The sequence below is a fragment of the Pseudomonas sp. C9 genome (assembly GCF_002000165.1).
In the GTDB taxonomy this organism is placed as follows: domain Bacteria; phylum Pseudomonadota; class Gammaproteobacteria; order Pseudomonadales; family Pseudomonadaceae; genus Aquipseudomonas.
The window spans coordinates 2,727,400-2,741,792 of record NZ_MPAK01000001.1; the positions used below are offsets into that span (position 1 = coordinate 2,727,400).

The window sequence follows — 14,393 nt, forward strand, 5'->3', positions numbered from 1 at the left end:
GCGGGCCCCGAGACCGGGGCCCGGCACAACGAAGATCCCCTGTGGGAGCGAGCTTGCTCGCGATAGCGGTCTGACAGTCGACGTCATTGTTGAATGTGAAACCGCTATCGCGAGCAAGCTCGCTCCCACAGTGTTTTGTGGTGTACATAAAAGTATCCACAGGAGCGTGGAACATGCGTTGGGCGACTTATTTCGCCGTGTTGGCGTCTGTCTTGAGTGTCGGCCTGGCCTTGGGCGTCAGCATGCCGCTGGTGTCGTTTCGCCTGGAAAGCTGGGGCTACGACTCATTCGCCATCGGCGTGATGGCGGCGATGCCGGCCATTGGCGTGTTGCTGGGGGCGAAAGTCTCCAGCCACCTGGCCGCGCGTCTGGGCACGGCCAATCTGATGCGTCTGTGCCTGTGGGCCGGGGCGTTGTCCATCGGTTTGCTGGCGCTGTTGCCGAGCTATCCGATCTGGCTGGTGTTGCGGCTGATGATCGGAGTCATTCTGACGCTGGTCTTTATTCTCGGTGAAAGCTGGATCAACCAACTCGTGGTGGAAGAGTGGCGCGGGCGGCTGGTTGCGCTGTATGGCTGCAGCTATGCCCTGAGCCAGCTTGCCGGGCCTGTGCTGCTGGGTGTTCTGGGCACTGAACACGATTACGGATTCTGGGTCGGTGTTGGCTTGCTGACAGCGGCACCGTTCCTGTTGTTGGGTCGCGGCGGCGCGCCCAGCAGCGAAGCGAGTGGCGTGACGTTCGGCGATTTGTGGGTTTTCTGTCGTGGCCTGCCGGCGATTGCCTGGGCGGTGTCGTTGTTCGCCGCGTTCGAGGCGATGATCCTGACGTTGTTGCCGGTGTACTGCCTGCGTCAAGGTTTCACCACGGAGATTGCACTGGCGATGGTCAGTACCGTGGTGGTCGGTGATGCGTTGTTGCAGCTGCCGATTGGCGCGCTGGCGGATCGATTGTCCCGACGCACGCTGTTCACGGGCTGCGCCGTGGTCTTGCTGCTGTCGAGCCTGGCGATTCCGTTGTTGATCGACACGCTGCTGATCTGGCCGTTGTGGGTGTTGTTCGGCGCCAGTGCGGGCGGCTTGTTCACCTTGTCACTGATCCTGATCGGCGAGCGTTATCGCGACGATGCGCTGGTGCGCGCCAATGCCCATATCGCGCAGCTGTGGGGGATCGGTTGCCTGGTCGGGCCATTGGCGGCGGGTGCCGGCAGCCAGTGGATCAGTGGGCATGCGTTGCCGTTGCTGATGGCGGCCGGGGCATTCGGCTTGGTGATTCTGCTGATGCGCCAGGGTGCGTTTGGCACCGTGGCCGAACCTGCCTGACATCGCTCCTATAGAGATTTTTATCGCCTGTTAGAGCATCCGCTCCAGGCCGACGGTGGTGCTCATCCATGCGTTGAACCGCCGCCACCAGCTCCCCGGTTCTTTGGTCAGGGTGTGCAACTGGCCGTCATCTTCGGTGACCCAGACCACCCGGTCATCCTCCAGTTTCGCCTCATAGCTCAACGGTGGCGCCATGCCCTGCATTGCCAAATCGCGCACATGCGCGGCCAGCTCGGGACTGTCCACCAACACGCCGACTTCGGTGTTCCACAGCACCGAGCGCGGATCGAAATTGAACGAGCCGACGAAGGATTTCTGTTGGTCGAAGACGATGGCCTTGCTGTGCAGGCTGGAGTCGGAGCCCGAGTAAGTCGGGCGTCCGAAAAAGTGTGGCCCACTGCCGCTGCCTCCGCCCGCACCCGGCTGGCGGCGCAGCTCGAACAACTTCACGCCGTGTTCCAGTAATGCCTTGCGATAGGGCGCATACCCGCCATGCACGGCCGGCACGTCCGTGGCTTCCAGTGAGTTGGTCAGCAAGCTCACGGACACACCGGCATCGGCGCGACCGGTCAGGTACACCAGGCCTGGCTGGCCGGGCACGAAGTAAGCCGAGAGCATGATCAGCTCTTTGCTGACGCTCTTCATTTCAGGTGCCAGTTGCGTCGTCAGCAACAGTTGCGGATCTGGGTCGCCGTCGGCCAGCACCTTGCTCGGTGCGTCCCATAACGCCTGATTCCAGGCCCAGATCAGCTCTCGGCGCCAGATGTCCAGGCGCGGGTGCGTCTTGAAGGTCATCAATTGCTGATACAGCGCATGGTTCTGTTTGCGCGATTCATCCAGCGACTCCTCCAGGCGGGTCCGGGTGTTTTGCAGGTCCTTGGCCGTCGGTTTGCTGGACAGGAATTGCTCGATCGGCTTGCTCAGCGCGCTGTTCCAGTACTGATCGAAACTGTGTCCCAGCTGTTCGGCCACCGGGCCGACGCTGAGCATGTCGATGTCGGTGAAATTCATGTTGGGCTCGGCATCGAAGTACTCGTCGCCCAGATTGCGCCCACCCACGATCGCCATGCTGTTGTCCGCCAGCCACAGTTTGTTGTGCATGCGCCGATGTTGCAGCGACAGGTTGAACAGGCGGCCCACGGTTCGCGTCACGCCGGAGCTGCGCCCCAAATGCAACGGGTTGAACACGCGGATCTGGATTTTCGGGTGCGCCGCGAGGGTCGCGATGATTTGATCCTGGCCGTCGCTGGTGGTGTCGTCGAGCAGAATGCGCACCCGTACGCCACGGTCGGCAGCCTTGAGCAGTTCTTCTACCAGCATTCGCGTGCTGATGCCGTCATGCACGATGTAGTACTGCAAATCGAGGCTGCTTTGTGCGTTGCGGATCAGTTCGGCGCGGGCGGTGAAGGCCTCGGTGCTGTCGGACAGCAGGCGGAAGCCCGAGCGACCCTGATAAGGCGCGGCCTGCGCCTGGACCGAGCGGCCGAACGCCGAGTCGCTGGCGGGCAGCGCCTGACTGGCCTGACGCTGAACGTCAACGCTGGCGCAGCCGCTGAGGAACGAGGCGAAGAGCAGAACAGCGAGCAGGTTTTGTCTGACTCTCACGTAGGATCGTTCCGATTGGCGGCAGGTATCGGCATATGGACGCTGGTTTCCCGAGAAAAGTCAGTCAGTGATGCTGTCAGTTTCGGCTAACAGTTTGATCGCCAAGGCACCGACCTTGCGCACCGCTTCTTCGATCTGCGGTGTTGGCTTGGCAGCGTAGTTCATGCGCAGGCAGTTGCGGTACTTGCCCGAGGCAGAAAAGATGCTGCCCACGGCAATCTGTACGCCTTGATCGTGCAACGCACGATTCAGTTTCAGGGTGTCGAAGCTTTCCGGCAGCTCGACCCACAGCATGAAGCTGCCCTGCGGGCGACTGGCGCGGGTACCGGCCGGGAAGTAGCGCGTGACCCAGTCGATCATTACGTCGCGATTACGCTGGTATTGCGTGCGCATCCGCCGCAAATGCGGCTCGAAGTGCCCGGCCTTGAGAAACTCGGCAATCGCAATCTGCGGTTGTGGTGCGGTAGAGCCAGTGCTGATGTATTTCATGTGCAGCACCCGTTCCAGGTAACGGCCGGGCGCGACCCAGCCGATGCGCAATCCAGGCGCCAGGGTCTTGGAAAACGAACTGCACAGCAGGACGCGACCGTCCTCGTCGAAGGACTTGATCGTGCGTGGGCGCGGGTAGGTGTAGGCCAGTTCGCCATACACATCGTCCTCGATAATCGCCACGTCAAAACGCTGTGCCAGCGTCAACAACGCGCGTTTGCGCGACTCGGGCATGATGTAGCCCAGCGGGTTGTTGCAGTTGGGGGTCAACTGTATGACTTTGATCGGCCACTGTTCCAGGGCCAGTTCCAGCGCATCGAGGCTGATGCCGGTGAGTGGGTCGGTGGGAATCTCCAGGGCTTTCATGCCCAGCCCCTTCAGGGTCTGCATGGCGCCGTGAAAGCTCGGCGAGTCCACCGCCACAATGTCCCCCGGCTCGCAGATGGCCCGAATGCTGGTGGACAGCGCTTCATGGCAGCCGGTCGTGATCACCAGTTCGCTGGCGCTCAACTGGCAACCGGAGTCGAGCATCAGGCGTGCAATCTGTTCACGCAGTTCGAGGGTGCCGTGGATGTTGTCGTAATACAGACCGGGCATGTCTTGTCGGCGGCTGATACGCGCGAGGTTGCGCAGCAGCGGTTTCATGGTCGGGGTGGTGATGTCCGGCATGCCGCGACCCAGTTGCACCACGTCTTTGCGTGGCACCGCGCGGATCAGCTCCAGCACCTGGTCCCATTGCGAAATATCCACCGGTCGCTGGGCCGGGCGCCCGATGGCCGGCAGCTCCGGCAGTTCACGACCCACCGGCACGAAGTAGCCCGACTTGGGTTTCGGCGTCGCCAGGCCACTGTCTTCCAGGACGCGATAGGCCTGCTGCACGGTGCTCAGGCTGACGCCATGTTCGACACTCAACGCCCGCACCGAGGGCAGCCGGTCACCGGGGCGATAGAAACCCTGTTCGATACGCGTGCCGAGCAATTCGGCGAGGTTGACGTAAAGGGTCATGGTGCAGTCTCGGTGTGAGTGATTCGGTTAACCAATACAGATCGGGCAAAAAACTGGGATTCAGACGCTGAAACGTAAAATCTGTATGGAATTAATACTTGTGTGTTGAATCTGTAATGCTTTTCGTCGTCCACGCATCATGAAAGCTCTGGCTACCCAAGTAAACAGGAGCAATCAAAATGAACGGCTTGAGCGATGTGCGGCTGACGTTACACAGTCAGGAACTGGCGAGAGGGCAGGAACACGGTACGCGTGAAGCGCTGTTGCGCAACGCACCGTCCGGCCTGGGTCGCTGGGGTCTGTTCTGGCATCGTCTGCACACGCGCAAGGCGTTGCTGGCGCTGACGCCGGAGCAGCTCAGGGATGTGGGGCTGTCTCCGGAGCAGGCGCGGGAGGAGGGGCTCAAGCCTTTCTGGCGGATCTGATCTGTGGTGTTCTTTCGGGCCTCATCGCGGGCAAGCCCGGCTCCTACAGTTTTGTGTCGTGCGCAGATTAACTAGGAGCCGGGCTTGCCCGCGATGGCGTCTGTGCTGGCACCGAAGATCCCTCAGGCCAACTCTTTAAGCCGATGCCAAAGCATCCCCAACGCCAACAACGGTGAACGCAAATGTTTGCCGCCAGGGAAGGTGATGTGCGGCACCTTGGCAAACAGATCGAACCCGCCGCTGTGCTGGCCACAGATCGCCTCGGCCAGCAACTGGCCGGCCAGATGCGTGGCATTTACCCCATGACCGGAATAGGCCTGGGCGTAATACACGTTGGGCTGGTCTTTAAGTCGGCCGATCTGCGGCAGCCGGTTGGCGCCGATGCCGATCATCCCGCCCCATTGATAGTCGATTTTCACCGCGCCCAGTTGCGGGAAGACGTCCAGCATCTTCGGTCGCATGTACGCCGCGATGTCTTTCGGATCACGGCCTGAATAGTGACAGGCGCCCCCAAACAGCAAGCGTCGGTCTGCCGAGAGGCGATAGTAATCGAGCGCCACCCGCTGATCGCAGACCGCCATGTTCTGCGGCAGCAGGGCGTGCGCCTGTTCTTTGCTCAAGGGTTCGGTGGCAATGATGTAGCTGCCGGCCGGCAGGACCTTGCCGCTGAGTTCAGGGTTGAGTTGGTTGAGGTAGGCGTTGCAGCCCAGCACCAGAGTCTTGGCGCGGACCGAGCCCTGGGCCGTGTGGACTTTGATTTCGGGGCCGTAATCGATGCGAGAGACCGCCGATTGTTCAAACAACAGCGCCCCCAATTGCTGGGCGGCGGCCGCTTCGCCCAGTGCCAGGTTCAGTGGGTGCAAATGTCCTGAGCCCATGTCGATCAGGCCTCCAACGTAACGGTCGGAGCCCACCACCGTGTGCATTTCATTGGCTTGCAGCAGGCGGGTTTCATAACGGTAACCGAGGCCGCGCAGCTCTTCGGCGTCTTCGGCGAAGCCTTCGAGGTCGCGTGGCTTGTTGGCCAGGTCGCAGTAACCCCAGGTCAGGTCGCAAGGGATCTGAAAGCGTTCGACACGCTGGCGGACGATTTCCACCGCCTCAAGGCCCATGAGTTTCATCTGACGCACGCCGTCCGCACCGATCACGTTGGCGAACTGGTCCAGGCCATGGCCGACACCGCGAATCAACTGCCCGCCATTGCGTCCGCTGGCACCCCAGCCAATCTTGTGGGCTTCAAGCAGGATGACACTCAAGCCACGCTCCGCCAGTTCAAGCGCCGTGTTCAGCCCGGAAAACCCGCCGCCGACCACGCACACATCCGCTACCAGGTCACCGCTGAGCGCCGGATAGTCAGGCTGCGGCAGGCTGCTGGCGGCGTAATAAGAGGCGGTGTGCTGGTGGCCTGGGGCAGATTGCTGAGCACCGGCATTCATGGGCGTATTCCCGATTCTGGCGTTTGGAAAATTTGACGGAGCATAAGCCGGACCTTCGGATGCGGGCAACATTGGTCGGCTGCTGCTGTATGGATCGGCGCCTTTGCTTCAGAATCGCGCTCTATTTCGCTTTTGGTCACCGCTTCAATGAGCTGCAACAGTCAGAAAATACGCACGCTGCGCCAGCAGATTCCGTCGTTCGAGTGTGTGCCCGGCTGCCATGACTGCTGTGGGCCGGTGACGACCTCGCCGGAAGAAATGTCCCGCCTGCCGCGCAAGACCCGCGCCGAGCAGGATGCGGCGATGGATGAACTCAATTGCGTTCACTTGGGGCCCAGCGGCTGCACGGTCTATGACGAGCGACCGCTGATCTGCCGGTTGTTCGGCACCACCAAGACGCTGCCATGCCCGAATGGGCGGGCGCCGGTGGAACTGATTCATCCACGGGTGGAGAAGCAGATCCATGAGTACATGGCGTCTACCCGGCAGGTGTTGGTCTAGATTGATCGTTCCCACGCTCTGCGTGGGAATGCCTCTTCGGACGCTCTGCGTTCGGCTTTGGATGGGACGCAGAGCATCCCGGGCTGCATTCCCACGCGGAGCATGGGAACGATCAGTGGAGGCTCAATCCGGAATCGGCAGGCTCAAGCTCTCTTTCACCTCTTCCATCACGATGTAGCTCTTGGATTCGCGAACATGCGGCAGCTTGAGCAGGATATCGCCCAGCAGTTTGCGGTACGAGGCCATCTCGGAAATCCGCGCCTTCACCAGATAGTCGAAATCCCCTGACACCAGGTGGCATTCCAGTACATGGGGCAATTTCAGCACTGCACGTCGGAACTCTTCGAAAGTATCGCCGGATTTGTAGTCGAGACTGATCTCGACGAACACCAGGAGACTACCCTTCAGGTGTTGCGGATTGAGCCGGGCGTTGTAGCCCATGATGATCCCTTCGCGCTCCAGACGCCGGACCCGCTCCGTACAGGGCGTGGTCGAGAGCCCGACCTTTTCCCCCAGCTCCGTGAAGGAGATACGTCCGTCCGCTTGCAGGATCCGCAAGATGTTGCGATCGATCTTGTCCAGCTCCCGTTTGGTCTGGGTGTTGGTACGCATAGGGGATGCGCCTCCGTGAAAAGGGTTTTTGCCGAGAATTGTCGCCAAATATAGCTGCTTATATAGTGAAAAACACTGGCAAATCTTTTTTACACTGCGCTCATCACTGTTTGAATACAACACACGTCAGCGGTCAGCCGCGATGAGGGATATGAAAATGCGCGTTATGGTCTTGGGTAGCGGCGTCATCGGTACCGCCAGTGCTTACTATCTGGCTCGTGCCGGGTTTGAAGTGGTGGTGGTGGACCGTCAGCCGGCCGCTGCCATGGAGACCAGTTTCGCCAACGCCGGCCAGGTTTCGCCGGGTTATGCCTCGCCGTGGGCGGCGCCGGGTGTGCCGCTCAAAGCCATCAAATGGCTGTTGCAGCGCCACGCACCGCTGGCGATCAAGGCCACTGCCGACATCGATCAGTACCTGTGGATGGCGCAGATGCTGCGCAACTGCACCGCTAGCCGTTACGCGGTGAACAAGGAGCGCATGGTCCGCCTGTCCGAGTACAGCCGCGACTGCCTCGACGAATTGCGCGCCGAAACCGGTATCGCCTACGAAGGCCGTAGCCTGGGCACGACGCAACTGTTCCGCACCCAGGCTCAACTGGATGGCGCCGCCAAAGACATCGCGGTGCTGAAAGAGTCCGGCGTACCGTTCGAACTGCTCGACCGCGCCGGCATTGCCCGCGTTGAGCCGGCGCTGGCCAGCGTCACCGACATCCTCGCCGGTGCCCTGCGCCTGCCGAACGACCAGACGGGCGACTGCCAGATTTTCACCACCCGCCTGGCCGAAATGGCTGTGAAACTGGGTGTGGAATTCCGCTTCGGCCAGGACATCCAGAAACTCGACTACGCCGGTGATCGCATCAACGGCGTGTGGATCGACGGCAAGCTGGAAACCGCTGACCGCTACGTATTGGCACTCGGCAGCTACTCGCCGCAATTGCTCAAGCCGCTGGGGATCAAGGCGCCGGTGTACCCGCTCAAGGGTTACTCGCTGACCGTGCCGATCACCAACCCGGCGATGGCCCCGACCTCGACCATTCTCGACGAGACCTACAAGGTCGCGATCACCCGTTTCGACAACCGCATCCGCGTCGGCGGCATGGCGGAGATCGCCGGTTTTGACCTGTCGCTGAACCCGCGCCGCCGCGAAACCCTGGAGATGATCGTCAACGACCTTTATCCTCAGGGCGGCGATCTGGCCCAGGCGAGTTTCTGGACCGGCCTGCGTCCGACTACCCCGGATGGCACGCCGATCGTTGGCGCGACACCGTTCAAGAACCTGTTCCTGAACACCGGTCACGGCACACTCGGCTGGACCATGGCCTGTGGCTCCGGCCGCTTGCTGGCCGACCTGATGGCCAAGAAAACGCCGCAGATCAGCGCCGAAGGCCTCGATATTTCCCGTTATGGCAGCAAACCCCAGGAGTCCGCAAAACATGGCAATCCAGCGCCAGCTCACCAATGAGCGCATGAGTCAGATCGTCAGCCACAACGGCACCGTGTATCTGGCGGGGCAGGTCGGCGATGACTTCAACGCCGGGATAGAACAGCAGACCCGCGACGTCCTCGGCAATATCGAGCGTTTGCTGGATCTGGCCGGGACTGACAAGCAGCATCTGCTGTCGGCGACGATCTACCTGAACGACATCGAGGCGCACTTTGCCGGGATGAACTCGGTGTGGGACCAGTGGCTGCCCAAAGGCGCCGCACCGGCCCGGGCCACCGTCGAAGCGAAGATGGCCAAGCCGAGCATCCTGGTTGAGATCTCCATCGTCGCCGCGTTGCCGTAACCTTTTACAAGATCCCTCTGCCGGTGCTGTTGGCGGTTCACGCCGCCAGCCAGCGCCGGTTTTTTTATTCTACGACCGCCTAGAAGTCTGCCGCCATGCGCCCAGCCCGTGCCCTGATCGACCTTCAAGCCCTGCGTCACAACTTCCGTATCGCCCGTGAAATCACCGGGGCCAAAGCCCTCGCGGTGATCAAGGCCGATGCCTACGGTCATGGTGCGGTGCGTTGCGCCCAAGCGCTGGAAGCCGAAGCTGACGGTTTTGCCGTGGCCTGCATCGAAGAAGCGTTGGAGCTGCGCGCGGCGGGTATTCGGGCGCCGGTGTTGCTGCTGGAAGGATTCTTCGAAGCCGATGAGTTGGCGCTGATCGTCGAGCATGATTTCTGGTGCGTGGTGCATTCGCTATGGCAACTCGAAGCCATCGAAAAAGCCACACTGAGCAAGCCGATCACGGTCTGGCTCAAGCTCGATTCGGGCATGCACCGCGTCGGCCTGCATCCAAAGGATTATCAGGACGCCTATCAACGGCTGCTGGCCAGCGGCAAGGTCGCGAAAGTCGTGCTGATGAGTCACTTCGCCCGGGCCGATGAGCTGCACGAACAGGCCAGTGCCGAGCAGGTCGCGGTGTTTGAAGCCGCGCGTAAAGGCTTGTCGGCGGAAGTCAGCCTGCGCAATTCGCCGGCGGTGCTGGGCTGGCCGCAGATCCCGAGTGACTGGGTTCGCCCCGGCATCATGATGTACGGCGCGACGCCGTTCGAAGAAGCCAACACCGTGGCGGCGCGCCTGCAACCGGTGATGACCCTGGAATCCAAAGTGATTTGCGTGCGTGAACTGCCCGCCGGCGAGCCGATCGGTTACGGCGCCAAATTCATTACACCCAAGCCGATGCGCGTCGGCGTGGTCGCCATGGGTTATGCCGATGGTTATCCGCGTCATGCTCCGACCGGTACGCCGGTGCTGGTGGCCGGGCAGCGCAGCCAGTTGATCGGCCGCGTATCGATGGACATGCTCTGCATCGACCTGACCGATGTACCGCAAGCCGGCCTCGGTTCGACCGTCGAGTTGTGGGGCAAAAATATCCTCGCCAGCGACGTGGCGGCGGCCGCGGACACGATTCCTTATCAGATCTTCTGCAACCTGCGCCGGGTGCCACTGCTCTATTCCGAGGGCTGACACCCAGCGGTCCACACCGGAAGTCGCCTCGCCCCACAGGATTCAGGTCCAAGTGTTGTAAATACTGAACGCTGTCGCCATGATAACGCTCAATATTCCTACAACCTGAATCCCTGGAGGCGCAAGCATTGGACGTCGGTGAACGACTGCAATCCATCCGTAAGCTCAAAGGCCTTTCGCAGCGTGAGCTCGCCAAGCGCGCGGGTGTCACCAACAGCACGATTTCGATGATCGAGAAGAACAGCGTCAGCCCCTCGATCAGTTCGCTGCGCAAAGTACTGGGCGGGATTCCCATGTCCATGGTCGAGTTCTTTTCTGAAGAAATCCTGCAGGAAAAACCGACGCAGATCGTCTACAAAGCCAACGAACTGATCGATATTTCCGATGGCGCAGTGACCATGAAACTGGTCGGCCGTGCTCATCCGAGCCGGGCCATCGCCTTTCTGAATGAAATCTACCCGCCAGGCGCCGATACCGGTGACGAGATGCTCACCCATGAGGGCGAGGAGACCGGCATTTTGGTGGAGGGTCGGCTGGAACTGGTGGTCGGGCTTGAAACTTTTGTGCTCGAAGCCGGCGATAGCTACTACTTTGAGAGTACCAAGCCGCATCGTTTCCGAAATCCGTTCGATGCGCCGGCGCGACTAATCAGCGCAGCGACACCGGCGAATTTCTAAGTAAAGAAGGCGCCCTGCCAGTCAGGCCGAGGCACCCAGGCAGTTTTTCCGCTGCAGCATAAGACCCCTTCGACTTTGGGGTTGTTTCAGTGTGGCGGGCTTACCGCTATACTTGCGCCCGCCTGCGAACCGTGGCCGTAGGCGTGACTAGCCACCATTGAGGGTGAACGCGTGAATCTAATTATGAAAATGCTGGCTGTACCAGCAACCGTATTGGCCCTTTGGGCTGTCAGCGCTCAAGCTGCGACGAACGACGATATTGCCAAACGCCTTGAGCCAGTCGGCCAGGTTTGCGTTCAGGGCAAAGAGTGCAAGGGGATGGAAGTTGCTGCCTCTGCTGGCGGTGGTGGCGGTGCCAAAACCCCGGACGAAGTGATTGCTAAACATTGCAACGCTTGCCACGGCACTGGCCTGTTGGGCGCACCGAAAATCGGTGACGCCGCAGCGTGGGGCGAGCGTGCCAAGAAGGAAGGCGGTGTTGACGGCCTGCTCGCAAAGGCGATCTCCGGTCTCAATGCAATGCCGCCAAAAGGCACCTGCGCCGATTGCGCGGACGCCGAGCTCAAAGGCGCCATCCAGAAGATGTCCGGCCTGAAATAAGCCAGCGTTTTCAGCGAAAAAGCCGCTTTCGAGCGGTTTTTTTGTGCCTGCGATTTGTGCCTGAGACTGTTCAATGCAGCAAAGACCCGGCAAGCTCGGTCCAACCCGAATCACGGAATGTAAGGGAGGATCAGATGGTTCAGCTGTGTTCAATCGAACAGGCCGTGGATGACGTGTTGGCACGGTTGCCGGCGCACATTCACATGGGCTTGCCCCTTGGCCTGGGTAAACCCAACCACTTCGTCAACGCGCTGTACCAGCGCATTGCGCAACTGCCGCAGCGGCGGCTGACGATCTACACCGCGCTGTGCCTGGGCCGTCCGGCATTGGGCGATGGTTTGCAGAAGCGCTTCCTCGAACCCTTCATCGAACAGGTATTCGGCGACTATCCGGAGCTGGATTTTCTGCAGGGTCTGCACAAAGACAACCTGCCGCCGAACATCCACATCCAGCAGTTCTTCATGCAGCCCGGCAGCCTGCTGCACAGCGCGTCAGCCCAGCAGGACTACGTCAGCAGCAACTACAGCCACGCCGCACGGGACATCAACGCTGCCGGTTTGAACCTGGTCGCGCAATTGGTGGCGAGCCACAGCGATCATCCCGATCGCCTGAGCCTGAGTTGCAACCCGGACATCACCCTCGACCTGTTCCCGATGATCGCCAGACGCCGGGCGGCGGGGGAAACGATTCTGCTGGTGGGCCAGGTACACAACGACTTGCCCTATATGCCAGGCGACGCGGAGGTGGGCATCGACACCTTTGACCTGCTGATCGACAAGAAAGACAGCACCACGCTGTTTTCCACGCCGAACATGCCGGTGGGCTTTCAGGATCACTTCATCGGCCTGCACGCCAGCACCCTGGTGCGCGACGGTGGCACGCTGCAGATCGGTATCGGCGCCATGGGCGATGCTCTAACGGCGGCGTTGCTGGCGCGTCAGGCCGACAATGACGGTTACAAGGCTTTGCTGGCAGACGTGAATCTGAGCCAGTGGGCGCAGTTGATCGAGCGCGAAGGCGGCCTCGAACCTTTCGCCAAAGGCCTGTACGGTTGCAGCGAAATGTTCGTCAACGGCTTGCTGGTGCTCGCGGATGCCGGGATTGTGCGGCGCAAGGTCTATCCCGACGTCCTCACCCAGCAGCAGGCGAATGCCGGCACTCTGGACGAGGCCGCGCAAACCGACGGCATTTCGATTCACGGCGGGTTTTTCCTGGGACCACGCAGTTTCTATGAGCGCTTGCGGGAATTGCCGCAGAGCAAGCGCGTTGAATTCAACATGACCCGCATCAGCTACATCAATGAGCTTTACGGTCAGGAAGAACTCAAGCGCCTGCAGCGCCTGGATGCGCGCTTCATCAACACGGTGTTCACCATGACCCTGCTCGGTGCCGGCGTGGCCGATCAGCTCGAAGACGGACGAGTGCTGAGCGGTGTGGGTGGGCAATACAACTTCGTTGCCCAGGGCCATGCACTGGAAGGCGCACGTTCGGTGCTGTTGCTGCGCAGTTGGCGTGAGGCGGGCGGTGAGGTCAGTTCGAACATCGTCTGGCAGTACGGCCACTGCACGATCCCACGGCATCTGCGCGATATCGTGGTCACCGAATACGGCATCGCCGACTTGCGCGGCAAAAACGATGCGGCGGTGATCGAGGCGTTGCTCAATATCAGCGATTCGCGGTTTCAGTCGGGGCTGATCCAGCAGGCGCAGAGCGTTGGCAAGCTGCCCAAGGACTTCCGTATCGCCCCACGCTTCGCCGACAACAGCCCAGAGCGTTTACAGGCGATTCAGGCGCAGCATCCGAACCTGTTTCCGGAATATCCGCTGGGCTGCGATTTCACTGAGGTGGAGCGCGACGTGTTGCGGGCGCTGAACTGGCTGAAGAGCAAGTTCAAACTGACGGAGATTCTGGAACTGGGCAAAGCTGCACTGGATGCGCCTGAGGCTTCGGTGTTTCCAGAGCATCTGGAGCGGATGCAACTGACCAACCCTGATGGGTTGAAGGAAGACCTGTTCCAGCGCCTGCTACTCACCGGCCTGAAAGCCACCGCTATTTAAACGGCTAGTGGAGATCAAATGTGGGAGCGGGCTTGCTCGCGAATGCGGTGTAACAGTCAAAGTTGATGTCGACTGACACACCGCCTTCGCGAGCAAGCCCGCTCCCACACTAGTTTTGTGGTGTAGCTTTAGTCGATGAAGGTCACGACGCCGCCGGCCAGCGATTGCACGCGAGCCAGGGATTCCACGCGATAACCCTGTGCATCCAGTTCGGCACGACCACCCTGGAACGACTTCTCGATCACGATACCCAGGCCCGCCACGGTGGCGCCGGCCTGTTTGATGATCGAGATCAGTGCCTGCGATGCCTTACCGTTGGCCAAAAAGTCATCGATGATCAGCACGCGGTCGCTGCTGGTCAGGTGGCGCGGGGAAATCGCCACGGTGCTTTCGGTCTTCTTGGTGAACGAGTAAACGGTCGCCGACAGCAGGTTTTCAGTCAGGGTCAGGGACTGCTGCTTGCGGGCGAAGATCACCGGCACGCCGAGGTTCAGGCCGGTCATGATCGCCGGGGCGATGCCCGAGGCTTCGATGGTGACGATCTTGGTGATGCCCGAGTCCTTGAACAGAGCGGCGAATTCGTCGCCGATCAGCTTCATCAGGGCCGGGTCGATCTGGTGGTTCAAAAAGGCGTCTACCTTCAGGACCTGATCGGAAAGCACGATGCCTTGTTCGCGAATTTTCTGGTGCAGTGCTTCCATGAAGCGTTCC

At 60.7% G+C, this 14,393-nt stretch carries 14 protein-coding genes; 9 read left to right on the forward strand and 5 right to left on the reverse strand.

The window, feature by feature from the left end; translation table 11 throughout:
- The first annotated feature begins 173 nt into the window (after positions 1 to 173).
- On the forward strand, positions 174 to 1,319 hold the full coding sequence (locus BMS17_RS12730; RefSeq protein ID WP_077431034.1) for an MFS transporter: 1,146 nt from the start codon (positions 174 to 176) through the stop codon (positions 1,317 to 1,319).
- A gap of 30 nt (positions 1,320 to 1,349) precedes the next feature.
- Here the strand turns inward: BMS17_RS12730 and BMS17_RS12735 are convergent, their stop codons facing one another.
- Positions 1,350 to 2,924: a phospholipase D family protein gene (locus BMS17_RS12735; RefSeq protein ID WP_077431035.1), complete on the reverse strand. Its 1,575-nt coding sequence runs from the start codon at positions 2,922 to 2,924 to the stop codon at positions 1,350 to 1,352.
- Positions 2,925 to 2,984: 60 nt separating this feature from the next.
- Complete coding sequence (locus BMS17_RS12740) at positions 2,985 to 4,418, reverse strand: PLP-dependent aminotransferase family protein (protein ID WP_046030658.1); 1,434 nt, start codon at positions 4,416 to 4,418, stop codon at positions 2,985 to 2,987.
- Positions 4,419 to 4,597: 179 nt separating this feature from the next.
- Here BMS17_RS12740 and BMS17_RS12745 point away from each other — a divergent pair, with 179 nt between their 5' ends.
- A complete protein-coding gene (locus BMS17_RS12745; RefSeq protein ID WP_046030656.1) occupies positions 4,598 to 4,843 on the forward strand; it encodes a DUF1127 domain-containing protein in 246 nt (81 codons plus the stop codon).
- 122 nt (positions 4,844 to 4,965) lie between these two features.
- On the opposite strand, the gene BMS17_RS12750 is transcribed toward BMS17_RS12745, so the two are convergent.
- Positions 4,966 to 6,279, reverse strand: coding sequence for an FAD-binding oxidoreductase (locus BMS17_RS12750; RefSeq protein WP_077431036.1), 1,314 nt, complete (start codon positions 6,277 to 6,279; stop codon positions 4,966 to 4,968).
- A gap of 147 nt (positions 6,280 to 6,426) precedes the next feature.
- On the opposite strand from BMS17_RS12750, the gene BMS17_RS12755 reads away from it, so the two are divergent.
- The gene (locus BMS17_RS12755; RefSeq protein ID WP_046030654.1) at positions 6,427 to 6,780 is read left to right on the forward strand and encodes a YkgJ family cysteine cluster protein; all 354 of its coding nucleotides are present in this window, start codon (positions 6,427 to 6,429) and stop codon (positions 6,778 to 6,780) included.
- Positions 6,781 to 6,903: 123 nt separating this feature from the next.
- On the opposite strand, the gene BMS17_RS12760 is transcribed toward BMS17_RS12755, so the two are convergent.
- A complete protein-coding gene (locus BMS17_RS12760) occupies positions 6,904 to 7,392 on the reverse strand; it encodes an Lrp/AsnC ligand binding domain-containing protein (protein WP_003177284.1) in 489 nt (162 codons plus the stop codon).
- Between the two features lie 157 nt (positions 7,393 to 7,549).
- Between BMS17_RS12760 and dadA the strand changes: the two genes are divergently transcribed.
- The 6 genes from dadA to BMS17_RS12790 all read left to right on the forward strand — a co-directional run bounded on the left by dadA (position 7,550) and on the right by BMS17_RS12790 (position 13,682).
- Positions 7,550 to 8,854: a D-amino acid dehydrogenase gene (gene dadA / locus BMS17_RS12765; RefSeq protein ID WP_046031107.1), complete on the forward strand. Its 1,305-nt coding sequence runs from the start codon at positions 7,550 to 7,552 to the stop codon at positions 8,852 to 8,854.
- Entirely contained in the window at positions 8,826 to 9,179 is a 354-nt protein-coding gene (locus tag BMS17_RS12770) for a RidA family protein (protein ID WP_027926366.1), read from the forward strand. Before dadA ends, BMS17_RS12770 begins: the two co-directional genes overlap by 29 nt.
- Positions 9,180 to 9,274: 95 nt before the next feature.
- Entirely contained in the window at positions 9,275 to 10,348 is a 1,074-nt protein-coding gene (gene alr, locus BMS17_RS12775) for an alanine racemase (protein ID WP_077431037.1), read from the forward strand.
- Between the two features lie 128 nt (positions 10,349 to 10,476).
- Positions 10,477 to 11,025 carry a cupin domain-containing protein gene (locus tag BMS17_RS12780; protein ID WP_007947433.1) on the forward strand — a complete coding sequence of 183 codons (549 nt, stop codon included), beginning with the start codon at positions 10,477 to 10,479 and terminating at the stop codon, positions 11,023 to 11,025.
- Between the two features lie 183 nt (positions 11,026 to 11,208).
- Entirely contained in the window at positions 11,209 to 11,625 is a 417-nt protein-coding gene (locus tag BMS17_RS12785) for a cytochrome c5 family protein (RefSeq protein ID WP_033053381.1), read from the forward strand.
- A 134-nt stretch (positions 11,626 to 11,759) separates the two neighbouring features.
- Positions 11,760 to 13,682, forward strand: a complete 1,923-nt coding sequence (locus BMS17_RS12790; RefSeq protein ID WP_077431038.1) for an acetyl-CoA hydrolase/transferase C-terminal domain-containing protein — start codon at positions 11,760 to 11,762, stop codon at positions 13,680 to 13,682.
- Positions 13,683 to 13,810: 128 nt separating this feature from the next.
- Here the strand turns inward: BMS17_RS12790 and BMS17_RS12795 are convergent, their stop codons facing one another.
- Complete coding sequence (locus tag BMS17_RS12795) at positions 13,811 to 14,383, reverse strand: xanthine phosphoribosyltransferase (RefSeq protein ID WP_046030651.1); 573 nt, start codon at positions 14,381 to 14,383, stop codon at positions 13,811 to 13,813.
- Positions 14,384 to 14,393: the final 10 nt, after the last annotated feature.

Excerpts from the sequence above, each read along its gene's own strand:
- BMS17_RS12740 (WP_046030658.1), bottom strand. The coding sequence starts at position 4,418 with ATGACCCTTTACGTCAACCTCGCCGAATTGCTCGGCACGCGTATCGAA.
- BMS17_RS12750 (WP_077431036.1), bottom strand. The coding sequence starts at position 6,279 with ATGAATGCCGGTGCTCAGCAATCTGCCCCAGGCCACCAGCACACCGCC.
- BMS17_RS12745 (WP_046030656.1), top strand. The coding sequence starts at position 4,598 with ATGAACGGCTTGAGCGATGTGCGGCTGACGTTACACAGTCAGGAACTG.
- dadA (WP_046031107.1), top strand. The coding sequence starts at position 7,550 with ATGCGCGTTATGGTCTTGGGTAGCGGCGTCATCGGTACCGCCAGTGCT.
- BMS17_RS12770 (WP_027926366.1), top strand. The coding sequence starts at position 8,826 with ATGGCAATCCAGCGCCAGCTCACCAATGAGCGCATGAGTCAGATCGTC.
- BMS17_RS12785 (WP_033053381.1), top strand. The coding sequence starts at position 11,209 with ATGAAAATGCTGGCTGTACCAGCAACCGTATTGGCCCTTTGGGCTGTC.
- BMS17_RS12730 (WP_077431034.1), top strand. The coding sequence starts at position 174 with ATGCGTTGGGCGACTTATTTCGCCGTGTTGGCGTCTGTCTTGAGTGTC.
- BMS17_RS12790 (WP_077431038.1), top strand. The coding sequence starts at position 11,760 with ATGGTTCAGCTGTGTTCAATCGAACAGGCCGTGGATGACGTGTTGGCA.
- BMS17_RS12760 (WP_003177284.1), bottom strand. The coding sequence starts at position 7,392 with ATGCGTACCAACACCCAGACCAAACGGGAGCTGGACAAGATCGATCGC.
- alr (WP_077431037.1), top strand. The coding sequence starts at position 9,275 with ATGCGCCCAGCCCGTGCCCTGATCGACCTTCAAGCCCTGCGTCACAAC.
- BMS17_RS12755 (WP_046030654.1), top strand. The coding sequence starts at position 6,427 with ATGAGCTGCAACAGTCAGAAAATACGCACGCTGCGCCAGCAGATTCCG.
- BMS17_RS12795 (WP_046030651.1), bottom strand. The coding sequence starts at position 14,383 with ATGGAAGCACTGCACCAGAAAATTCGCGAACAAGGCATCGTGCTTTCC.